At 65.7% G+C, this 21456-nt stretch carries 16 protein-coding genes and 1 pseudogene; 10 read left to right on the forward strand and 7 right to left on the reverse strand.

Annotation, left to right across the window (positions count from 1 at the left end; translation table 11 throughout):
• Nucleotides 1-19: 19 nt before the first annotated feature.
• The 4 genes from HWW87_RS05230 to fixL all read right to left on the reverse strand — a co-directional run bounded on the left by HWW87_RS05230 (nucleotide 20) and on the right by fixL (nucleotide 6663).
• Nucleotides 20-2107 carry a M3 family metallopeptidase gene (locus HWW87_RS05230; protein ID WP_175819516.1) on the reverse strand — a complete coding sequence of 696 codons (2088 nt, stop codon included), beginning with the start codon at nucleotides 2105-2107 and terminating at the stop codon, nucleotides 20-22.
• A 301-nt stretch (nucleotides 2108-2408) separates the two neighbouring features.
• On the reverse strand, nucleotides 2409-3269 hold the full coding sequence (gene folD, locus HWW87_RS05235; protein WP_174391041.1) for a bifunctional methylenetetrahydrofolate dehydrogenase/methenyltetrahydrofolate cyclohydrolase FolD: 861 nt from the start codon (nucleotides 3267-3269) through the stop codon (nucleotides 2409-2411).
• A gap of 242 nt (nucleotides 3270-3511) precedes the next feature.
• Nucleotides 3512-4150, reverse strand: coding sequence for an oxygen response regulator transcription factor FixJ (gene fixJ / locus HWW87_RS05240; RefSeq protein WP_006493245.1), 639 nt, complete (start codon nucleotides 4148-4150; stop codon nucleotides 3512-3514).
• The gene (gene fixL / locus HWW87_RS05245) at nucleotides 4147-6663 is read right to left on the reverse strand and encodes an oxygen sensor histidine kinase FixL (protein ID WP_175819517.1); all 2517 of its coding nucleotides are present in this window, start codon (nucleotides 6661-6663) and stop codon (nucleotides 4147-4149) included. The genes fixJ and fixL overlap by 4 nt, the downstream gene beginning before the upstream one ends.
• Here fixL and HWW87_RS37520 point away from each other — a divergent pair.
• The 4 genes and pseudogenes from HWW87_RS37520 to lpdA all read left to right on the forward strand — a co-directional run.
• Nucleotides 6583-6800 (forward strand): annotated as a pseudogene (locus HWW87_RS37520) (hypothetical protein); the annotation flags it as partial. The gene fixL and the pseudogene HWW87_RS37520 overlap by 81 nt on opposite strands.
• Before the next feature lie 136 nt (nucleotides 6801-6936).
• Nucleotides 6937-9633, forward strand: a complete 2697-nt coding sequence (gene aceE / locus HWW87_RS05250; protein WP_175819518.1) for a pyruvate dehydrogenase (acetyl-transferring), homodimeric type — start codon at nucleotides 6937-6939, stop codon at nucleotides 9631-9633.
• 68 nt (nucleotides 9634-9701) lie between these two features.
• Nucleotides 9702-11354 carry a dihydrolipoyllysine-residue acetyltransferase gene (gene aceF, locus HWW87_RS05255; RefSeq protein ID WP_175819519.1) on the forward strand — a complete coding sequence of 551 codons (1653 nt, stop codon included), beginning with the start codon at nucleotides 9702-9704 and terminating at the stop codon, nucleotides 11352-11354.
• A gap of 284 nt (nucleotides 11355-11638) precedes the next feature.
• Nucleotides 11639-13411, forward strand: coding sequence for a dihydrolipoyl dehydrogenase (gene lpdA, locus HWW87_RS05260; RefSeq protein WP_175819520.1), 1773 nt, complete (start codon nucleotides 11639-11641; stop codon nucleotides 13409-13411).
• 154 nt (nucleotides 13412-13565) lie between these two features.
• Here lpdA and HWW87_RS05265 read toward each other — a convergent pair whose 3' ends face one another.
• Both HWW87_RS05265 and HWW87_RS05270 read right to left on the reverse strand, forming a co-directional pair.
• Nucleotides 13566-14009 (reverse strand): hypothetical protein, encoded by a 444-nt coding sequence (locus HWW87_RS05265; protein WP_244107140.1) that lies wholly within the window; start codon nucleotides 14007-14009, stop codon nucleotides 13566-13568.
• 159 nt (nucleotides 14010-14168) lie between these two features.
• A complete protein-coding gene (locus HWW87_RS05270) occupies nucleotides 14169-14735 on the reverse strand; it encodes a phasin family protein (RefSeq protein ID WP_006478382.1) in 567 nt (188 codons plus the stop codon).
• 654 nt (nucleotides 14736-15389) lie between these two features.
• Here HWW87_RS05270 and pbpG point away from each other — a divergent pair.
• Complete coding sequence (gene pbpG / locus HWW87_RS05275) at nucleotides 15390-16556, forward strand: D-alanyl-D-alanine endopeptidase (RefSeq protein WP_175819521.1); 1167 nt, start codon at nucleotides 15390-15392, stop codon at nucleotides 16554-16556.
• Nucleotides 16557-16669: 113 nt separating this feature from the next.
• Here the strand turns inward: pbpG and HWW87_RS05280 are convergent, their stop codons facing one another.
• On the reverse strand, nucleotides 16670-17479 hold the full coding sequence (locus tag HWW87_RS05280; protein ID WP_050013008.1) for an IclR family transcriptional regulator: 810 nt from the start codon (nucleotides 17477-17479) through the stop codon (nucleotides 16670-16672).
• A 182-nt stretch (nucleotides 17480-17661) separates the two neighbouring features.
• Here HWW87_RS05280 and HWW87_RS05285 point away from each other — a divergent pair, with 182 nt between their 5' ends.
• The 5 genes from HWW87_RS05285 (at nucleotide 17662) to iscR (ending at nucleotide 21425) form a co-directional block, all read left to right on the forward strand.
• Nucleotides 17662-18384: a (Fe-S)-binding protein gene (locus tag HWW87_RS05285; protein WP_175819522.1), complete on the forward strand. Its 723-nt coding sequence runs from the start codon at nucleotides 17662-17664 to the stop codon at nucleotides 18382-18384.
• 34 nt (nucleotides 18385-18418) lie between these two features.
• Nucleotides 18419-19831: a lactate utilization protein B gene (locus HWW87_RS05290; protein ID WP_175819523.1), complete on the forward strand. Its 1413-nt coding sequence runs from the start codon at nucleotides 18419-18421 to the stop codon at nucleotides 19829-19831.
• A 128-nt stretch (nucleotides 19832-19959) separates the two neighbouring features.
• A complete protein-coding gene (locus HWW87_RS05295; protein ID WP_175819524.1) occupies nucleotides 19960-20187 on the forward strand; it encodes a hypothetical protein in 228 nt (75 codons plus the stop codon).
• Nucleotides 20188-20288: 101 nt separating this feature from the next.
• Nucleotides 20289-20771 (forward strand): low molecular weight protein-tyrosine-phosphatase, encoded by a 483-nt coding sequence (locus HWW87_RS05300; protein WP_175819525.1) that lies wholly within the window; start codon nucleotides 20289-20291, stop codon nucleotides 20769-20771.
• A 114-nt stretch (nucleotides 20772-20885) separates the two neighbouring features.
• Nucleotides 20886-21425 carry a Fe-S cluster assembly transcriptional regulator IscR gene (iscR, locus tag HWW87_RS05305; RefSeq protein WP_009691731.1) on the forward strand — a complete coding sequence of 180 codons (540 nt, stop codon included), beginning with the start codon at nucleotides 20886-20888 and terminating at the stop codon, nucleotides 21423-21425.
• The last annotated feature ends 31 nt before the right edge of the window (nucleotides 21426-21456 follow it).

The raw sequence follows: 21456 nt of genomic DNA on the forward strand, positions 1-21456 counted from the left end.
GCCTGGCCGGGCAACGCACTCAGTGCGCGGGCGCGGCCATCCCGTTGTGGCGCAGCAGCGCGTCGATCTGCGGCTCGCGGCCGCGGAACGCCTTGAACGACTCCATCGCCGGACGGCTGCCGCCGACCTCGAGGATTTCGCGGCGATAGCGCGTGCCGGTTGCCGCGTCGAGCACGCTGCCGCTGGCGGCGGCCGCTTCCTCGAACGCCGCGTACGCATCGGCCGACAGCACCTCGGCCCACTTGTAGCTGTAGTAGCCGGCTGCATAGCCGCCCGCGAAGATATGGCTGAACGTGTTCGGCCAGCGCGAGAACGCCGCCTGCGGGATCACGTGATAGCGTTCGTTGATCTCGCGCGCGAACGCGGTCACGCCGGTGGCGCCGGCCGGGTCGAAGTCGACGTGCAGCAGCATGTCGAACATCGAGAACACGATCTGGCGCAGCGTGCCGAGCCCGCTCTGGAAGTTCTTCGCGGCGATCATCTTGTCGAACAGCTCGCGCGGCAGCGCGGCGCCCGTATCGACGTGCGACGACATCGACGACAGCACGTCCCATTCCCAGCAGAAGTTTTCCATGAACTGCGACGGGAGTTCGACCGCATCCCATTCGACGCCGTTGATGCCCGACACGCCGAGCTCGTCGACGCGCGTGAGCATGTGGTGCAGCCCGTGGCCGAACTCATGGAACAGCGTGATGACTTCGTCGTGCGTGAAGCACGCGGGCTTGCCTCCGACCGGCGCGGAGAAGTTGCAGGTCAGGTACGCCACGGGCGTCTGCACGTCGCTGCCGCGCTTCGCACGCGAACGCGCGTCGTCCATCCACGCGCCGCCGCGCTTGCCTTCGCGTGCGTACAGGTCGAGATAGAACTGCGCGACGAGCGAGCCGTCGCGGTTCTCGACGCGGAAGAAGCGCACGTCCTTGTGCCACACCGGCGCGTCGTCCGGCTTGATCCGCACGCCGAACAGCGTTTCGGTGACGGTGAACAGGCCCTTCAGCGCGGCCGGTTCCGGGAAGTACTGCTTGACCTCGTTTTCCGAGAACGCATAGCGTTGCTGGCGGAGCTTTTCGGCCGCGTACGCGACGTCCCACGGCGCGAGTTCGGCGAGGCCGAGTTCCTTCGCGGCGAACGTGCGCAGCTCGTCCCAGTCCTTGTCCGCGTGCGGGCGTGCGCGCGTCGCGAGATCCTCGAGGAACGCGATCACCTGCTGCGGAGATTCGGCCATCTTCGGCGCGAGCGAGACTTCGGCGAAGTTGCGATAGCCGAGCATCTGCGCCTCTTCGCGGCGCAGCTTCAGCGCGTCGGCGACGATCGCCGTGTTGTCCCATTCGGCCTTGCCGTCGCCGTACTGCGGCCCGAGCTCCGACGCGCGGGTCGCATAGGCGCGGTAGAGCGTTTCGCGCAGCGCGCGGTTGTCCGCGTACTGCAGCACCGGGAAGTACGACGGGAAATGCAGCGTGAATTTCCAGCCTTCCTTGCCGTCCTTCTGCGCGGCTTCGCGGGCGGCCTCGATCGCGTCGCCGGGCAGGCCGGCCAGCTCGGCTTCGTTCCTGGCGAAGTACGCGTACGCGTTGGTCGCGTCGAGCACGTGATCGGAGAACGCCTTCGACAGCGCGGCCTGCTGTTCCTGCAGCTCCGCGAAGCGCGGCTTCTGGTCCTCGGGCAGCTCGGCGCCCGACAGGCGGAAATCGCGCAGCGCATTGTCGAGGATCTTCTTGCGCTCGGCGGACAGCGTCGCGTATTCGGCGCTCGCGGCGATCGCCTTGTACTTTTCGTACAGCGCGAGATTCTGGCCGACGCTCGACCAGAACTCGGTCACGCGCGGCAGGTTTTCACCATAGGCTGCCCGCAGTTCGGGCGTGTCGGCGACCGCGTTCAGGTGGCCGACGATGCCCCACGCGCGGCCGAGCGGCTCCGTGGCCTGCTCGACCGTCTCGACGACGGCGGCCCAGGTCGACGGCGTTTCGCTCGCGCTCGCGGTTTCGACCGCGCGGCTGGCGGTATCGAGCAGCGTATCGAGCGCGGGCGTCACGTGTTCCGGGCGGATCTCGCCGAAACGGGGCAGGCCGGAGAAGTCGAGGAGCGGATTGGTGTTGGCGCTGGCGGACATAAGACTCCCTGTCTGTTGCCGGATGAACCGGGATGAAAAGGGTAACGGCGGCTGGGCGCGAGCGCGCCCGATATCGACATTATTGGGGCGCATCGCGCGCTTTCCAATCGTTAGTTTCTAACGACGCGATTGACGCAGGGTCGGATGCGGGCGGCCGGCGAGGTGTGGCCGGCGAGGTGCGGCCGGCGAGGTGCGGCCGGCGAGGTGCGACCGGCGTACCGGCTGGCGAGATGCAGCCGGGCGATTGCGGCTGGCGAGGCGCCGGCGCACGGAACCGCGCGCCGGCTGGGCGGGCGGAGCGTCAGGCTGCGGCGGCAGCAGCGCGCTCGGCGGATTCGAGCGTGTTGATCAGCAGCATCGTGATGGTCATCGGGCCGACGCCGCCCGGCACCGGCGTGATGTAGCCGGCGACTTCCTTCACGCCCGCGAAATCGACGTCGCCGCACAGCTTGCCCGCGTCGTCGCGGTTCATGCCGACGTCGATCACCGTCGCGCCCGGCTTCACCATGTCGGCGGTCAGGATGTTGCGCTTGCCGACTGCGGCGACCACGATGTCGGCCTGACGCGTATGCGCGGCGAGGTCGCGGGTCTTGCTGTGGCAGATCGTCACGGTCGCGCCGGCGTCGAGCAGCATCATCGCCATCGGCTTGCCGACGATGTTCGAGCGGCCGATCACGACCGCGTTCGCGCCTTGCAGCGCGATGCCGTGCGCTTCGAACATTTTCATCACGCCGTATGGCGTGCACGGGCGGAACAGCGGCTTGCCGGTCATCAGCGCACCGGCGTTCGCGACGTGAAAGCCGTCGACGTCCTTCTCCGGCGCGATCGCCTCGATCACCTTGTGGCTGTCGATATGCGCGGGCAGCGGCAGCTGGACCAGGATGCCGTGGATCTTCGGGTCGCGGTTCAGTTCGTCGATGCGCGCGAGCAGGTCGGCTTCCGACAGCGTGGCCGGGTACGCGTCTTTCTGCGAGAAGAAACCGTTGTCCTCGCACGCCTTGATCTTGTTGCGCACGTAGACTTCGCTCGCCGGGTTCGCGCCAACGAGGATCACCGCGAGACCGGGCTGGTGGCCGCGTGCGGTCAGCGCGGCGGCGCGTTCGGCGGCCTGACCGCGCAGAGTCTTCGAAAGGGCGTTGCCGTCGATGAGGAGGGCTGTCATGGTGGTGGGTCCTGCCGGGAAGTTGGAATGCGGGCGTACGGCGCCCGAAGCGCCGTAGCAAAGCACGCAATTATACCGTTCGCCTGCTGCCGTCCGACAGCGAATCAACGGGAAGCGTCATGGCCGCGGCGCTCGCGCGCCGGGAGGAAGCGCCGCCGCCGCGCGAGTGGGCCGCATCGCGCGGGGCAGCAAACACCGGTTGCGGGCCGGGCGGGCGGTGCCGCCGCGGCCGGAGCACACGCTCAGGCCTGTTTCTTCGACAGCGCGAGGCGCAGCAGGTCGGCCACCGTGTTGACGTTGAGCTTTTCCATGATGTTCGCGCGGTGCGCCTCGACCGTCTTGATGCTGATGCCGAGGTCGTCGGCGATCTGCTTGTTCAGGCGGCCCGCGATGATCCGCTCGAGCACCTGCTGCTCGCGCGCGGTCAGCTTCGACAGGCGTTCGCTCGCGGCACGCTGCTCCTGGACGCTCTTGCTTTCGCTTCGGGCCTTGTCGAGCATCCGCTCGACGAGCTTGCGCAGCTCGGCTTCGTCGAACGGTTTCTCGATAAAGTCCATCGCACCCTTTTTCATCGTCGACACGGCCATCGGCACGTCGCCGTGACCGGTGACGAAGATGATCGGCAGCGCGGCATTGTCGGCGATCAGGCGTTCCTGCAATTCGAGGCCGCTCATGCCCGACATCCGCACGTCGAGAATCAGGCACGCGATCTGGCCGGCCTGCTGCGCCGGCTGGTACGCATCGAGGAACTGCTCCGCGCTCGAGAAGCATTGAACGCGATAGCCGTTCGCCTCCAGCAGCCAGCGCAGCGAGTCCCGTACGGCCTCGTCGTCGTCGACGACGAAGACGGTTTCCTGAGTGGTGGTGACAGGGCTATTCATAGTTCTCCCGTAACGGTATGTGATGCCGATGCCTCGCGCCCCCCTTGGCCGAGATCAGCGGGTTCCCCAATGGGCAGGCTGCAGTGGAACGTCGCGCCGGAAATGCGGCCATCCGGCTCGACGTTGTTGACCACCCACAGACGCCCCCGATGCGATTCGATGATCGAACGGCAGATGTTCAGCCCCATGCCCATGCCATCGGACTTGGTGCTGTAAAACGGTTCGAACAGGCGCTCGGCGGTCGCTTCGTCGACGCCCGGGCCCTGGTCGATCACACGGATGTCGACGAAGCCCGCATCGATGTCGGCGACGACGCGGATCACGCCGTCCGCCGACGCCGGCTTCACGTCGGCCATCGCCTCGGCTGCGTTCTTCATCAGGTTCATCAGCACCTGTTCGATCAGCACGGGGTCGACATAAATAATAGGCATTCTTGCGAGGATTTCCGTGACGATCCGAATCCTGCGCTTTCTGGCCTCGATTTCGGCCAGCCCGACCGCGTCGGCGACGATGTCCGCGACCCGCGCCGGCTGGCGCTTCGGCTCGCTGCGCTTCACGAATTCGCGGATCCGCTTGACGATCATCCCGGCGCGCAGCGCCTGCTGCGCGGTCTTTTCCAGTGCGGGCTGCAGCGTCTCGGGCGTGCCGCGGCCGCTTTTCACGAGCGCGAGCGTGCCCGAGCAGTAGTTGTTGATCGCGGCGAGCGGCTGATTCAATTCGTGAGCAATCGACGACGCCATTTCACCCATCGTCATCAATCGGCTCGTGAACTGCAGCTTTTCTTCCTGCTGGTGCGCGAGTTCCTGCGCCTTCTTGCGGGTCGTGATGTCGGTCGCGATCTGCATCTGCGCGAGGTGGCCGTCCACCCACTGGATGTACTGGCGGCGCACCTCGAACCACTTCTGGATGCTCTCGACGTACACCTCCTGCGCATCGGCGGTGCTGTTCGTCAGCGCGGCGGCCGGCAGGCCCGCGAACGCGTCGACCATGTCGATCGAGTCGGACGACGCCTGCGCGCGGTCGAAGCCGCCGCCGGACAATTCGAGGTGGCCGTCCGGGCGAATGCCGAACAGGTGGCGGTAGTAGCGGTTCGCGAACAGCAGCTCGGCCTCGTCGGCGGCGAGCACCGACACTGCGGCGTCGAGGCTTTCGAGCACCGTCGTGAAGCGTTCGTGCGCGGCCGCGAGCTCTTCCCGCGCGCGCTTCGGCTCGGTGATGTCGGTCATCGACGACATCCAGCCGGTCTGGCGGCCCGAACTGTCGATCAGCGGCGACACGTACAGGCGCGCATGGAACAGCGTGCCGTTCTTGCGCCGCACGCGCAGCTCGAAGCCCGAGCTCGGCGCCTTGCCGCGCAGCGTCATGTCGAGCTGGCGCTGCATTTCCGGGTACGCGTCGCGCGGCCAGTACGGGAACGGCGCGACCTTGCCGACCAGATCGGTTTCGTCCCAGCCCGTCATCCGGCAGAACGCGGGGTTCACGTGCGTGATGCGGCCATGCATGTCGAGCACGCGCATGCCGATCAGCACCGAGTTCTCCATCGCGCGGCGGAAGAACGCTTCCGCGTACAGCGCCTGCTGCGCCTCGAAGCGCTGGCGCGTGTGCTTCCACAGGCTCCAGAGGCTCCACAGCACGAAGCACGACAGGCCGGCGACGAGCCACACGAGCGTGTTGTTGGTCAGGTTCGTGAGTTGCGGGAACGCGTACACGCGCACCGTCAGCCCCTGGCCGGGCGGGTCGAGCGGGAGATCGTAGTGGGAGTCGCGCGGCAGGCGCGGGCGCGTCGACGTGGATGACAGTTCGCGGTTGTTCGAATCGGTGATCGAGATCTTGTACTTCGACGACAGTTCCTGCGGGATGTCGTGTTTCAGGATGCCCTCGACCGAGAACACCGCGGCGATCGAGCCGAGATATTCGCGGTCGCCGCGCATCACGGGCGTCTGCAACGTGATGAAGCCGTTGCCGAAGTCGTCGTAGATCAGCGGCGAATAGGCCTGGCGGCGCGTGCCGCGCGCCTCGTCGTACGCGCCGCGTACGGCGTCCTGCATCTGCGCGTCGCCGGGCTTCGCGAGCCGCTGGCCGAGCAGCGGCGGATGCACGGCCGGCCAGCGCTGCACGCCCGGCGCCGTATACCAGTTTAGGTAGAGGATTTCCGGATGCGTCTGCATTACGTCCGCGACGGCCATCTGGAACGCGTTCTGGTCGAGGCGGCCGGACGCGAGGTCGCGCGACAGCGCCTGCAGCTGTTCCTGCGCGCCCGTCATCGACAGACGGATCTGCTGCTGGGCCCACGCGACGTTGCGAAACAGGGTGTCTTCCTGCTGCTGCTGTTCGCGCCGGTTGAGGCTCCACAGGATGAGGCTCATCACGACGAGGAACACCAGGATCGACAGCAGCGGCGTCAGCAAATAAGAGTTGGACCACCACGGTCCGTGGTGCCAACGGGACGGCTGCGACTCCGCCGGCGGGCCCGGCGGTCGCGCCGAGCGTGCGAAAAGCCGATCGGTCAACATGGCAGGATTGTAGCGCAGCGCAATACATGGAAAACCGATACCGGATAGGTTGAACGGAAACGGTTTTGTTCCGACGAGATGTGCCGGAGAGCTCCGAAATAGCGGTGCAGCGCAGCAATATTCCGCATTACGAGAAAAGATCTCACGATTCGAAAATTTTGTTGCGCGGCCCCGTCCACGCTCATTACAATCCGTCGGAGCTTGCCCGCAGCCGGCCGTATCGCGTCGTCTGCACGAGAGCGATCCTCACATTCCAGGACCCAGGAGACGAGAATGTCCGCTGTACCGAACGAAGTGATGAAGTATGTCGCCGCCGAACGTGACGACGACCCGCAAGAAACCGTCGAGTGGCTCGAGTCGCTCGATGGCGTGATCTCCTCCGTGGGCACCGGCCGCGCGCATTACCTGATCGAAAAGCAGATCGAATTCGCCCGCATGCACGGCGAACACCTGCCGTTCTCCGCCAATACCCCGTACATCAACACGATTCCGCTCGAAGCCCAGGCGAAGATTCCGGGCGACCAGGACATCGAGCACCGCATCCGTTCGTACACGCGCTGGAACGCGTTGGCGATGGTGCTGCGCGCAGGCAAGGACACCAACGTCGGCGGCCACATCGCGTCGTTCGCATCGGCCGCGACGCTCTATGACGTCGGCTACAACCACTTCTGGCACGCGCCGTCCGAGAACCACGGCGGCGATCTCGTGTTCGTGCAGGGCCACTCTTCGCCGGGCGTGTACTCGCGCGCGTTCCTGCTCGGCCGCCTGAAGGAAGAGCAGCTCGACAACTTCCGCCAGGAAGTCGACGGCAACGGCATTTCGTCGTACCCGCACCCGTGGCTGATGCCGGACTTCTGGCAGTTCCCGACCGTGTCGATGGGCCTGGGCCCGATCATGGCGATCTACCAGGCGCGCTTCATGAAGTACATCGAAGCGCGCGGCATCGCGAAGACGCAGGGCCGCAAGGTGTGGGCGTTCCTCGGCGACGGCGAGACGGACGAGCCGGAATCGCTCGGCGCGATCGGGATGGCGAGCCGCGAGAAGCTCGACAACCTCGTGTTCGTGATCAACTGCAACCTGCAGCGTCTCGACGGCCCGGTGCGCGGCAACGGCAAGATCATCCAGGAACTGGAATCGGAATTCCGCGGTGCCGGCTGGAACGTGATCAAGGTCATCTGGGGCAGCCGCTGGGATGCGCTGCTCGCACGCGACAAGACGGGCGCGCTGATGCGCCGCATGATGGAAGTCGTTGACGGCGAATACCAGACGTACAAGTCGGAATCGGGCGCGTTCGTCCGCGAGCACTTCTTCAACACGCCTGAACTGAAGGCGCTGGTCGCCGACTGGTCGGACGACGACATCTGGGCGCTGAACCGCGGCGGCCACGATCCGCACAAGATCTACGCGGCGTTCCACGAGGCCAGCAACTCGAAGGACGCGCCGACCGTCATCCTCGCGAAGACCATCAAGGGTTACGGGATGGGCGAGTCGGGTCAGGCGATGAACATCACGCACCAGCAGAAGAAACTGCCGGTCGAGCAACTGAAGAAGTTCCGCGACCAGTTCCGCCTGCCGATCACCGACGAACAGATCGCCGACGTGCCGTACCTGAAGTTCGAGGAAGGCTCGAAGGAACTCGAATACATGCGCAAGCAGCGCATGGACCTCGGCGGCTACCTGCCGCAGCGTCGCGAGAAGGCGACCTCGCTGCCGGTGCCGGCGCTCGACGCGTTCGAGCCGCTGCTGAAGGGTACGGGCGAAGGCCGCGAGATCTCGACGACGATGGCGTTCGTGCGGGTCCTGAACATCCTGCTGAAGGACAAGGCGCTCGGCAAGCGCGTCGTGCCGATCGTCCCGGACGAATCGCGTACGTTCGGCATGGAAGGCCTGTTCCGCCAGATCGGTATCTGGAACCAGGAAGGCCAGAAGTACGTGCCGGAAGATTCCGACCAGCTGATGTTCTACAAGGAATCGCAGACCGGCCAGATCCTGCAGGAAGGCATCAACGAAGCGGGCGGCATGTGCGACTGGATCGCGGCGGCGACGTCGTATTCGACGCACGGCGAGATCATGGTGCCGTTCTACATCTTCTATTCGATGTTCGGCTTCCAGCGGATCGGCGACCTCGCATGGGCCGCGGGCGACATGCGTTCGCGCGGCTTCCTGCTGGGCGGCACGGCGGGCCGTACGACGCTGAACGGCGAAGGCCTGCAGCACGAAGACGGTCACTCGCTCCTGTGGGCGGCATCGGTGCCGAACTGCGTGAGCTACGACCCGACGTTCGGCTACGAACTCGCGGTGATCATCCAGGACGGCCTGCGCCGCATGGTGCAGGACCAGGAAGACGTGTACTACTACATCACGGTGATGAACGAGAACTACGAGCACCCGGCGATTCCGCAGGGCGAGCACGTGGCGGCCGACATCATCAAGGGCATGTACGCGTTCAAGAAGGCCGACGCCGACAAGAAGGCGCCGCGCGTCCAGTTGCTCGGCGCGGGCACGATCTTCAACGAAGTGATCGCTGCCGCCGAGTTGCTGAAGAACGACTGGGGCGTCGCCGCCGACCTGTGGAGCGTGCCGAGCTTCACCGAGCTCGCGCGCGAAGGTCACCAGGTCGAACGCTGGAACCTGCTCCATCCGACCGAGGAGCGTCGCCTGTCGCACGTGCAGAAGTGCCTGAAGGACACGCAGGGCCCGATCATCGCGTCGACCGACTACGTCCGTGCGCTGGTCGACCAGATCCGCGGCCAGATCGATCGCCGCTTCGTCGTGCTGGGCACCGACGGCTTCGGCCGTTCGGACACCCGCGAGAAGCTGCGTCACTTCTTCGAGGTCGACCGTCACTGGGTCACCGTCGCTGCGCTCAACGCGCTGGCCGACGAAGGCACGATCGAGCGCAAGGTGGTCGCGGACGCGATCGCCAAGTACAACCTCGATCCGTCCAAGCCCAACCCGATGACCGTTTAACGCACACGCCGTGTGATGCCGCGCGCCGCTCCCGTGAGGAGCGCGCGCGGCCATGGAGACAGAAACAGATGAGTCAAGCGATCGAAGTGAAGGTGCCGGATATCGGCGATTACAAGGACGTGCCGGTCATCGAGATCGGCGTGAAGGTCGGCGATACGGTCGAGCCCGAGCAGTCGCTCGTCACGCTCGAGTCGGACAAGGCGACGATGGACGTGCCGAGCCCGGTGGGCGGCGTCGTGAAGGAAATCAAGGTCAAGGTCGGCGATTCCGTGTCGGAAGGTTCGCTGATCGTCCTGCTCGAGGGCGGCGCAGCCGCCCAGGCGAACGGCGCGGCTGCGCCGGCCGCGGCTCCGGCTCCGGCTCCGGCAGCAGCGCCGGCACCGGCCGCCGCAGCGCCCGCTGCCGCACCGGCAGCGTCCGGCGGCACGCTCGAAGTGAAGGTGCCCGACATCGGCGACTACAAGGACGTCCCGGTGATCGAGATCGGCGTGAAGGTCGGCGACACGGTCGAGAAGGAACAGTCGCTCGTCACGCTCGAGTCGGACAAGGCGACGATGGACGTGCCGAGCCCGGCTGCCGGCGTCGTGAAGGACATCAAGGTCAAGGTGGGCGATTCGGTGTCGGAAGGCACGCTGATCGTGCTGCTCGAAGCCGCCGGCGCACCGGCTGCCGCCGCACCGCAGGCCAGCGCACCGGCTCCGGCCGCTGCCGCGCCGGCGCCCGCCGCTGCACCGGCACCCGCGAAGGCTGCGCCGGCCCCGGCTGCCGCCGCACCGGCCGCCGCGCCGTCGGGCGAATACCGCGCCAGCCACGCATCGCCGTCGGTCCGCAAGTTCGCGCGCGAACTCGGCGTCGAGGTCGCACGCGTGCAGGGCTCGGGTCCGAAGGGCCGCATTACGAAGGAAGACGTCACGGGCTTCGTGAAGGGCGTGATGACGGGCCAGCGCGCGGCACCGGCCGCGGCAGCCGCGCCGGCAGGCGGCGGCGAGCTGAACCTGCTGCCCTGGCCGAAGGTCGACTTCTCGAAGTTCGGCCCGTTCGAGGCGAAGCCGCTGTCGCGCATCAAGAAGATCTCGGGCGCGAACCTGCATCGCAACTGGGTGATGATCCCGCACGTCACGAACAACGACGAAGCGGACATCACCGAGCTCGAAGCGCTGCGCGTCCAACTGAACAAGGAACACGAAAAGGCGGGCGTGAAGTTCACGATGCTCGCGTTCGTGATCAAGGCGGTCGTCGCCGCGCTGAAGAAATTCCCGACCTTCAACGCGAGCCTCGACGGCGACAACCTCGTGTTCAAACAGTACTTCCACGTCGGTTTCGCGGCCGATACGCCGAACGGCCTCGTCGTGCCGGTGATCCGCGATGCGGACAAGAAGGGCCTCGTCGACATCGCGAAGGAAATGAGCGACCTGTCGAAGGCCGCGCGCGAAGGCAAGCTGAAGCCGGACCAGATGCAGGGCGGCTGCTTCTCGATCTCGTCGCTCGGCGGGATCGGCGGGACCAACTTCACGCCGATCATCAACGCGCCGGAAGTGGCGATCCTCGGGTTGTCGCGCGGCCAGATGAAGCCGGTGTGGGACGGCAAGCAGTTCGTGCCGCGGCTCATGCTGCCGCTGTCGCTGTCGTATGACCATCGCGTCATCGATGGTGCGGAAGCCGCGCGGTTCAATGCGTATCTCGGAGCGTTGCTCGGGGATTTCCGTCGCATCATTCTTTGATGAGCTGAGGGGCTCGCGGGGGCGTGGGGTTTTTGTCGGTTCGCCATGTCCCGTCGTTGAACCTGTTTTGCCAACGGTCTGCTAGCGTCGCCCCTGCGCGGGGCGGCGGTCACTTTTCTTTGTCTTCCAAAGAAAAGTAACCAAAAGAAAGGCGCGTCCTTGGGCGGACGGCAAAGGTGGTCCTGCCCAACGTCGCGTTCTCTCGTCAGGCCGCATGTCGTCAGGTTCCGTCTTTACGCCAGTCCCTCCCTCTCTCTCTGCAGCTAATCAAGAAGGGGACAGTCATGAGTCTCATCGAAGTCAAGGTTCCGGATATCGGCGATTTCAGCGGCGTCGATGTCATCGAAGTCAACGTCAAACCCGGCGACGTGATCGAAAAAGAGCAAACGCTCATCACGCTCGAATCCGATAAAGCCTCCATGGAAGTGCCCAGCGACGTCGCCGGCACCGTCAAGGAAGTCAAGGTCAAAGCCGGCGAGAAAGTCTCGCAAGGCACCGTCATCGCCATCGTCGAAGCCTCGGCAGGCGCAGCCGCACCCGCTCCCGCGAAAGCACCGGAACCGGCCAAGCCCGCAGCGGCCGCACCGGCTCCGGCCGCAGCCGCTCCGGCGCCCGCGCCGCAAGCCGGCAGCTACGGCGGCGCCGCCGACATCGAGTGCGACATGCTCGTGCTCGGCGCCGGCCCCGGCGGCTACTCGGCCGCGTTCCGCGCCGCCGATCTCGGCATGAAGACGGTGCTCGTCGAACGCTACTCGACGCTCGGCGGCGTGTGTTTGAACGTCGGCTGCATCCCGTCGAAGGCGCTGCTGCATACGTCGCTCGTCGTCGAGGAAGCCGCGGCGCTCGCGTCGCACGGCATCACGTTCGGCAAGCCGGAGGTCGACCTCGACAAGCTGCGCGACTTCAAGGGCGGCGTCGTCAAGAAGCTGACGACGGGCCTCGCCGGCATGGCGAAGGCACGCAAGGTCGAAGTGGTCACCGGCGTCGGCGCGTTCGTCGATCCGTTCCACATGGAAGTGCAGGGCGAAAACGGCAAGAAGGTCGTCAAGTTCAAGCAGGCGATCATCGCCGCGGGCTCGCAAGCCGTGAAGCTGCCGTTCATGCCGGAAGACCCGCGCGTCGTCGATTCGACGGGCGCACTCGAACTGCGCCAGTTGCCCAAGCGCATGCTCGTGATCGGCGGCGGCATCATCGGCCTCGAAATGGCGACGGTGTACTCGACGCTCGGCGCCGAGATCGACGTCGTCGAAATGATGGACGGCCTGATGATGGGCGCCGACCGCGATCTCGTGAAGGTCTGGGAAAAGTACAACGCAAAGCGCTTCGGCAACGTGATGCTGAAGACCAAGACGGTCGGCGCGGAAGCGAAGGAAGACGGCATCTACGTGAAGTTCGAGGGCGAGAAGGCGCCGGCGGAAGCGCAGCGCTACGACCTCGTGCTCGTCGCGGTGGGCCGCAGCCCGAACGGCAAGAATATCGGTGCCGACAAGGCCGGCGTCGCGGTCACGGATCGCGGTTTCATCGACGTCGACAAGCAGATGCGCACGAACGTGCCGCACATCTTCGCGATCGGTGACGTCGTCGGCCAGCCGATGCTCGCGCACAAGGCCGTGCATGAAGGCCACGTCGCCGCGGAAGCCGCGCATGGCGAGAAGGCGTACTTCGACGCACTGCAGATCCCGTCGGTGGCCTACACCGATCCGGAAGTGGCGTGGGCCGGCAAGACCGAAGACCAGTGCAAGGCCGAAGGCATCAAGTACGGCAAGGCGGTGTTCCCGTGGGCCGCATCGGGTCGCGCGATCGCGAACGGCCGCGACGAAGGCTTCACGAAGCTGCTCTTCGACGAGGAAACCCATCGCGTGATCGGCGGGGCGATCGTCGGCCTGAACGCAGGCGACCTGATCAGCGAAGTGTGCCTCGCCGTCGAGATGGGCGCGGACGCGGAAGACATCGGCAAGACGATCCATCCGCACCCGACGCTCGGCGAATCGGTCGGCATGGCCGCCGAGCTGTACGAAGGCGTCTGTACGGACCTGCCGCCGCAGCGCAAGAAGTAACGCGACCGGCACGGCCGGCCAAAGGGTCGGCCAGAAAAAGCGCCGCCGCTCGGGACCTCCCGGGAGGCGGCGTTTTTTTCGGCACCTGGCAACGCGGCCAGGTGTGGCTGCCTATGCCGAAGCGCGGTACCGGACACACGCAGAACCGACGGGACTAATTCGCGGCCCTGATAAATTGTGCAACGGTGCCGAGTTTTTCGCCGAGTCGTTTGATGAACGCCCGCGATTCGTCGCGTGGTGCGGCAGCGCCGTGGGGCGGGGGCTGCTCGCCCGTCGAGATATCGATCGTCAGGTAGGTTTTGTCCGGATTCGATTTCGCCGGCATGACCGCGATTACATATCGGTAGTGGCTGATCTCGTCCTCTCCAGCGATCACATGTTCGTCGGCAATGTCGACCGTCCCGTTCTTCGCCAGCAATGACCGGGCCGCATCCACGACGTTGGCGAAGGGCAACTGGAGTGCGTACATTTCCGTCGACGGCGGTGTTTGCGTCCGTTGAGGCGGCGCGGTGGCCGGGGCGGCCGTGGCACGGTCAGCCAGCGCTGCCGCGACGGAAATGACTGCTGCGAAGGTGATGTATCTGAGCGTTCCGTACATGAATGAAATGCGGGCGCAACGTTCTTCTTCGTGACGGCCCCGTGTGGTCGCGCAACCGACGATGGCAATTTCCCGGAAGGGGTGCCACCAGATTGCACGGTCCGGCGCCAGAAACGAAAAAGCCGCGCTGGGCGCGGCTCTTTCAGGAGCAGGGGACGCTTACGCGGCCGGCTTGCTCGAACGACGTGCGGCAGCGGCGGTTGCAGCCTTCGTGGCGACGGCAGCAGCGGCGTTGAAGTTCGTTTCAGCGATTTCGACGGCTTGCTTCGTGGCCTTCTGAACCGTTTCGTACGTGGTGTTCGCAGCGTTCAGTGCCGACTTCAGCGCGGCGACAGCCGTTTCCGAACCGGCCGGGGCGTTCTTCGCGACGTTGTCGACGAGTGCCTGGACCTTCTTGTTCTGCTCTTCGAATTGCGCTTCGGCAACCTTCGCGAACTCGGCTTGCGTCGACGATGCGATTTCGTACAGGTGACGGCCGTACGACAGCACCTTTTCCGCGACCGGCTGCGACAGGCTCGCCTGCAGCGCGATCAGTTCCTGCGCGTCCTTCACCGACAGCAGACGCTGGGCATTTTCCTGGCTCTCGGTCAGCGTCGACTTCACGACCTGCAGGTTGAGTTCGATCAGCTTTTCGACGCCTTCGAACGCCTTGGTCGTCAGACCGAACAGGCTTTCGAGGTTGGCTTTTTGGGCGGCGGCGATTTGCTCGGGGGTCAGCAAGGACATGTCAAGCTCCTGAAAAGCGATCGCGTCGATCGCAGGATAAAGGGCACTACACTGGGGAACTTCGGCGATACGTGCTTTGTGCAACGCAGCAATGAGGCCTATTTTAGGGCACAGAAAACGGATGTCAAGTACTTTTTGTGCGTTGCACAATCGCGACAAATTATCGATAAAACAACAAGTTATCGCGGCCGTCCGGAATCGGTTTCAGCCGCGTTCCCACATGGTGCGCACGGCGACGGGGCAAGCGCGCCGCACCATGATCACGCACAGGTAAACCTGACAGGTCCATGGAACGTTATCCTTCTGTTCCTGTCGAAAAGCGCGCCGTTTCGATGCGCGTGCCGTGGCGACGTGCCACCGCCACGGTCGAGACCGGCGCCTTTGGCACGCCGAGCACCGGATACGTAGTTTCCCCGCTTTAAATCGCCTCCGAAGTGACGTTATCTCAATTAACCGTGTGGTAATCGGGAGACGGGCGCTGTCGGGCAGTGCATCCCATGGATTTTTTCGATGGGATCGGAAGGGTCGATTGGCCGGAGGTTGGCCGACTCTTACATTCCGGTTTAAAGACGATCGGTAAGTGCCTAATATTGCTCTTTTTTTAAGCTTTAACTACACTTGCGGAAACCTCCCGCCCGCTTTGTCCAGACCCCAATGAAAGCCGAATCGTTTTCACCGCGCAGACTGTTGCAGAGCATGACGCTCGGCACCGCTGTGTCGGTCGCAGTCGCGTTGCTCGCGACCACCGCGTCCGTCACGCCTGCTGACGCCTTCGCCGCCACTGCGAAGACCCAAGCCGCCAAGAAAAAGGCCGTCGCTCCTGCTTCGTCAGCGAAGAAGAAGTCGGCCCAGGCGAGCTCCGACAAATCCGCGAAGGTCGCCGCGGCCGATGCGCCGCGCGCGAAAGCGTCGCGAAAGCGCGTGACGCTCGCGGCGAACAGCGTGCATGGCGGCCATCGCGGCGCGGTGCGCAAGGTCGCGTTCCAGCCGCGCCGTCCGACGGTCGGCCAGGCGTTCGGCCTGCACGACACGCCCGACGCGCTCGCGCTGCGCTCCAGCGTCGCGTACGTCGTCGACCAGAATTCCGGCGAGCCGCTGTTCGACAAGAATTCGCACGCGGTCGTGCCGATCGCGTCGATCTCGAAGCTGATGACGGCAATGGTCGTGCTCGACTCGAAGTCGCCGATGACCGACTCGCTCGAAGTCACCGACGAAGACCGCGACTACGAGAAGGGCACGGGCTCGCGCCTGTCGGTCGGCTCGGTGCTGTCGCGCGAGGACATGCTGCACATCGCGCTGATGGCGTCGGAAAACCGCGCTGCCGCCGCGCTGTCGCGTTACTACCCGGGCGGCCGTCCGGCGTTCATCGCGGCGATGAACGCGAAGGCGAAGTCGCTCGGCATGACCGATACGCATTTCGAGAATTCGACCGGCCTGTCGAGCTCGAACGTGTCGAGCGCGCGCGACCTCGTGAAGATGGTCAATGCGGCGTACCAGTACCCGATGATCCGCCAGTTCTCGACCGATCGCACCTACGAGGTGTACACGGGCAAGCGCAACCTGGTCTACAACAGCACCAACGCGCTGATCCGCGGCAACGGCTCGTGGGACATCGGGCTGCAGAAGACGGGCTTCATCAACGAAGCGGGCGAATGCCTCGTGATGCAGGCGACGATCCACGGCCGGCCGATGGTGATGGTGCTGCTCGATTCGTTCGGCAAGTACTCGCGCTTCGCCGACGCCTCGCGCCTGCGCAACTGGCTCGATGCCGGCGGCGGCGAACGCTTGACGGCGGCCAACACGCCGAACGGCGGCACCTGATCGGGTGCGGCGGTTCGCCGCCGTACCGGTCACCGCAACGAAAAAGCCCCGCACTCGCGGGGCTTTTTTTGTCCGGCGAAACCGGAGTCGGAGCCGGGCCGATGGCGCGCGGCTTACGCCTGCCGCTGCAGCCCGTCCACGTCCTTCGCGGGCGCCGGCCGGTAGCCGAGCGACTCCGAGATGGTGAGCGCCGTCCGGCTCAACTGGCCGAGCCACGCGTCCTGCAGGCGGTCGGCCGGTGCCGACAGCGACAGGCCCGCAACGAGCTTGCCCGAATCGTCGTAGATGCCGGCCGCGATACAGCGCACGCCGAGTTCGAGCTCCTCGTTGTCGCGCGCGCACGATTGCTGGCGGACGATGGTCAGCTCGCGCTCGAGCTTCGCGATATCGGTGATGCTGTTCTGCGTATGGCCGGACAGCCCCGTGCGCGTCGCATACGCACGCACGCGCGACGTTTCGTCGGCCGCGAGGAACAGCTTGCCGACCGACGTGAGGTGCAGCGGCGCGCGGCCGCCGATCGCGCGGACGACCTGCATCCCCGAGCGCTCGGAGTACGCGCGCTCGATGTAGACGATCTCGTCGCCCTGGCGCACCGACAGGTTCACGGTCTGTCCGGTGAGGCGGTGCAGTTCGCGCATCGGCATCAGCGCCGCGTCGCGCACCGACAGGCGCGCCTTCACGAGATTGCCGAGCTCGAGCAGCCGCATGCCGAGGCGGTAGGTGCCGGGATCGGAGCGGTCGACCAGGCGGCAGGTCACCATGTCGTTGAGGATGCGGTGCGCGGTCGACGGGTGCAGCTCCGTGCGCTGCGCAAGTTCCTTCAGGCTGACGGGGTCACTGTGCGCGGCGAGCGCGTCCAGCAACCGCATCATGCGTTCGATCACCTGGATCGACGTTTTTGAATCCGGAGTGGGTTGGCTCATGTCGGGGGAGGAATCGGTTGACGCGTCAGGCGGTGTTGGTCGATTGTATCTCGTATCGTGAAAAAAGCGAACGCCGTTCGAGGAAGTCCTCGTTTCGTGCGCTGCGGGCTTGCGCGCGGGCCGGCGTTGGTCTTGCCGACCAAACGTCGGATAATGAGAGCCGTTTTCTCGAAGGAGCACGTATGCGAGTCGGTTTGTTCGTGACCTGCCTGGTCGATCTGATGCGCCCCGAAATCGGCTTTTCGGCGCTCAAGCTGATTCGCGACGCCGGCTACGAGGTGATCGTGCCGCCCGCGCAGACCTGCTGCGGCCAGCCGGCCTACAACTCGGGCGACCGCGCGCTCGCGCGCGACCTCGCGGAAAAGACGCTGCGCGAGTTCGAGCCATTCGATTACGTCGTCGCGCCGTCGGGTTCATGCGGCGGGATGATTCGCGCGCACTACGGCGACCTGTTCCGCGACGATCCCGAGCTGATGGGGCGCTACACGCGCTTCCAGCAGAAAGTCTACGAACTGACCGATTTCCTCGCGAACGTCGCGAAGGTGTCGCTCGCGCCGGGTGAATTCGCCGGCCCGGTCACCTATCACGACGCGTGCTCGGGCCTGCGCGAGCTCGGCGTGAAGGCGCAGCCGCGCGCGCTGCTCGCGCAGCGCGGCGTGGCCGTCACCGAGATGAAGGACTGCGAGCACTGCTGCGGCTTCGGCGGCACGTTCGCTATCAAGTACGGCGACATCTCGGCGGCCATCGCGGACGAGAAATGCGCGAACGTGCGCGCGTCGGGCGCGGGCGCCGTCGTGCTCGGCGATCTCGGCTGCCTGCTGAACATCGAAGGGCGGTTGCGCCGCACCGGCGACCGCGACACGCGCGTGCTGCACGTCGCGCAGGTGCTGGCGGGCGACGTCTGACGCCCGGCTCCGCTTACTTTTCCCCGATACCGCGATGCAAGTCCAATCGATGCATTTCAAGGCGCGCGCCGGCCAGAAACTGGCCGACCAGCGCCTGCAGCAGAACCTGAAGAAGCTGTCGACGAAGTTCGTGTCCGCGCGCGCCGATGCGATGACCGCGATCGACTTCCCGGCCACGCGCGCCGCGCTGAAGGCGCGCCGCAACCGCGCGCTGGAGAATCTCGACGTGTGGCTCGAGGCGTTCGAGCGCGCGGCGACGCGGCGCGGCACGACGGTGCTGTTTGCCGAGACGACCGAGGACGCCGCGCGGCTCGTGGCCGACATCGCACGCCGGCACGACGTGAAGAAGGTCATCAAGACCAAGTCGATGGTGTCCGAGGAAATGCGCCTGAACGCGGTGCTCGCCGAGATGGGCGTGCAGTCGATCGAGACGGACCTCGGCGAATACATCCTGCAGATCAACGACAACGAGCCGCCGAGCCACATCATTGCGCCCGTCGTGCACAAGGACAAGGACGAGATCGCCGACCTGTTCGCGCGCACGCACCAGCGCGAGCGGCTCACCGAGATCCCGGACATGACGCGCGAGGCGCGCGAGGTGCTGCGCCCGCATTTCATGTCGGCCGACATGGGCGTGACGGGCGGCAACTTCGTGATTGCCGAGACGGGCTCGGTCGCGATCGTGACGAACGAAGGGAACGAGGGCATGTGCACGGTGATGCCGCGCGTGCATGTCGCGGTGACGGGCATCGAGAAGGTGCTGCCGACGCTGGAGGATCTCGCGACCGCGATGCGTCTGCTGCCGCGTTCCGCGACGGGGCAGAAGACGTCGAACTATTTCTCGCTGCTGACCGGGCCGCGCGGGCCGGGCGACGAGGACGGCCCCGAGCACAACTACGTGGTGCTCGTCGACGGCGGCCGCACCGGCCTGATCGGCGGCGAATTCCAGGAGATGCTGCGCTGCATCCGCTGCGGCGCGTGCATGAACCATTGCCCGGTGTACCAGAAGGTCGGCGGTCATGCGTACGGCTGGGTCTATCCGGGGCCGATGGGATCGGTGCTGACGCCGAGCTACGTCGGGCTCGACCGCGCGCTCGACCTGCCGCAGGCGGCGACGCTGTGCGGCGAATGCGACAGCGTATGCCCGGTCGGGATTCCGTTGTCGCACCTGTTGCGCACCCTGCGCGAGAAGCAGGTCGAGCGCCATCTGCGGCCGTGGCGCGAGCGCGCGGCGCTCGCCGCGTGGGGCTTCTTCGCACGGCGGCCGATGCTGTATGCGCTGACGACCAAGCTCGCGGTGCGCATCCTCGAGCGGCTGGGCGGCAACGGCGGCACGCTGCGGCGCCTGCCGATGATGGGCGGCTGGATGGACACGCGCGACATGCCGACGCCGACCGGGCGGACATTCCGCGAGCTGTATGCGGCGTCGCAAAGCCACCTCGGCTGACACTGTTCAGCGGGCAGCAACAGTGCGTTCGCTATTTGTATATTTATCTCGATAGATGCGGTCTATAGAATCTCGTCTGTAGTCTCCGGAATTGGGTTTCGGGGTACGAGGTCAAGGAGGTCCGCATCATGAAAAAGACAATATCGATGTACTGGCCGCTGGCAATCGTGGTTCCGCTGGCAGCGGTTGCCTATCTGCATGCGATGGCCGGTGCGCCGTCGCGCGGCCCGCTCGCGGTTCACCAGGCGTCCGCCGAACTGGCGCGCGCGGTGTCGTTCGGGCTGGTCGGCGACGCGGCGCAGCCGCTGCCGGCGGCGTCCGGCGACATCGTGCTCGCGGTGCCGAAGGCGCTGTAACGCATGGCGCCGTCGCTTTGCGCGGCGGCGCGATTTCGGTCGCCTTTGTATAATGGCGCGTTCTTCTCCCACGCGGCCCGCCGCGGCTTTTCGATAGTGCGATGACCCGCGTTGCGATCTGTTTCGTCTGTCTCGGCAACATCTGCCGTTCGCCCACCGCGGAAGGCGTGATGCGCCACCAGGTCGACGCGGCCGCGCTGGCCGACCGGATCGCGATCGATTCGGCCGGCACCGGCGACTGGCACGTGGGCGAGCCGCCCGATACGCGTGCGCAGGCGGCCGCGCGCAGCCGCGGCTACGATCTGTCGACGCTGCGCGCGCGGCAGGTGAGCGCGGCGGATTTCGAGCAGTTCGACCTGCTGCTCGCGATGGACGAAGCGAATCTCGCCGAGCTGCGCCGCCGTTGCCCGCCGCAGCATCGCGACAAGGTGCGCCTGCTGATGGAATTCGCGCCGGGCGCGACCGAAACCGAAGTGGCCGATCCGTATTTCGGCGGCACGCAGGGCTTCGAGCAGGTGCTCGACCAGGTCGAGCGCGCATGCGCGGGCCTGCTGGAGACGCTCCGCGCGCGTACGGCGCGCTGACCGCGCGATATTCAGCGGTCTGCGAATACCCTTTCAAAGGCATGGATACTTGACTAAATTCGTCAAATATTTATACTTGACCAAAATCGTCAAGATTGCAGTCCCCTAGACACCATGAGACTCACCACCAAAGGCCGTTTCGCCGTCACGGCGATGATTGACTTGGCACTGCGCCAGGAGCAGGGCCCGGTGACGCTTGCAGGCATCAGCCAGCGCCAGCGGATTTCGCTCTCGTATCTCGAACAGCTGTTCGGCAAGCTGCGCAGGCATGAAATCGTCGAATCCGTGCGCGGCCCGGGCGGCGGCTACAACCTCGCGCGTCGCGCGCAGGACGTCACCGTTGCCGACATCATCATTGCGGTCGATGAACCGCTCGACGCCACGCAGTGCGGCGGCAAAGGCACGTGCGACGGCTCGAAGCAGCCCGACGGCCATTGCATGACGCACGAGCTGTGGTCGACCCTGAACCAGAAGATGGTCGAATACCTCGATTCGGTGTCGCTGCAGGATCTCGTCGATCAGCAGCGCGCACGCGAGGGCGCCCCTGCGGTGTTGCGCGACCGTCGCACGCCGGAGCCCGTCGCCGCACCGGCCGAGCCCGTGCGCACGATGCCGCTCGGCCCCAATTCGGTGTTCAACATCGCGAGTTCGTGAGCGCGAAGGCGCCCGCCATACCCCATAACGC

The organism is Burkholderia sp. BCC0419 (assembly GCF_902830285.1).
Taxonomy (GTDB): domain Bacteria; phylum Pseudomonadota; class Gammaproteobacteria; order Burkholderiales; family Burkholderiaceae; genus Burkholderia.

Excerpts from the sequence above, each read along its gene's own strand:
- pbpG (WP_175819521.1), top strand. The coding sequence starts at position 15,390 with ATGAAAGCCGAATCGTTTTCACCGCGCAGACTGTTGCAGAGCATGACG.
- HWW87_RS05300 (WP_175819525.1), top strand. The coding sequence starts at position 20,289 with ATGACCCGCGTTGCGATCTGTTTCGTCTGTCTCGGCAACATCTGCCGT.
- folD (WP_174391041.1), bottom strand. The coding sequence starts at position 3,269 with ATGACAGCCCTCCTCATCGACGGCAACGCCCTTTCGAAGACTCTGCGC.
- aceF (WP_175819519.1), top strand. The coding sequence starts at position 9,702 with ATGAGTCAAGCGATCGAAGTGAAGGTGCCGGATATCGGCGATTACAAG.
- HWW87_RS05295 (WP_175819524.1), top strand. The coding sequence starts at position 19,960 with ATGAAAAAGACAATATCGATGTACTGGCCGCTGGCAATCGTGGTTCCG.
- HWW87_RS05290 (WP_175819523.1), top strand. The coding sequence starts at position 18,419 with ATGCAAGTCCAATCGATGCATTTCAAGGCGCGCGCCGGCCAGAAACTG.
- aceE (WP_175819518.1), top strand. The coding sequence starts at position 6,937 with ATGTCCGCTGTACCGAACGAAGTGATGAAGTATGTCGCCGCCGAACGT.
- HWW87_RS05270 (WP_006478382.1), bottom strand. The coding sequence starts at position 14,735 with ATGTCCTTGCTGACCCCCGAGCAAATCGCCGCCGCCCAAAAAGCCAAC.
- lpdA (WP_175819520.1), top strand. The coding sequence starts at position 11,639 with ATGAGTCTCATCGAAGTCAAGGTTCCGGATATCGGCGATTTCAGCGGC.
- HWW87_RS05280 (WP_050013008.1), bottom strand. The coding sequence starts at position 17,479 with ATGAGCCAACCCACTCCGGATTCAAAAACGTCGATCCAGGTGATCGAA.
- HWW87_RS05230 (WP_175819516.1), bottom strand. The coding sequence starts at position 2,107 with ATGTCCGCCAGCGCCAACACCAATCCGCTCCTCGACTTCTCCGGCCTG.
- HWW87_RS05265 (WP_244107140.1), bottom strand. The coding sequence starts at position 14,009 with ATGTACGGAACGCTCAGATACATCACCTTCGCAGCAGTCATTTCCGTC.
- fixL (WP_175819517.1), bottom strand. The coding sequence starts at position 6,663 with ATGTTGACCGATCGGCTTTTCGCACGCTCGGCGCGACCGCCGGGCCCG.
- fixJ (WP_006493245.1), bottom strand. The coding sequence starts at position 4,150 with ATGAATAGCCCTGTCACCACCACTCAGGAAACCGTCTTCGTCGTCGAC.
- HWW87_RS05285 (WP_175819522.1), top strand. The coding sequence starts at position 17,662 with ATGCGAGTCGGTTTGTTCGTGACCTGCCTGGTCGATCTGATGCGCCCC.
- iscR (WP_009691731.1), top strand. The coding sequence starts at position 20,886 with ATGAGACTCACCACCAAAGGCCGTTTCGCCGTCACGGCGATGATTGAC.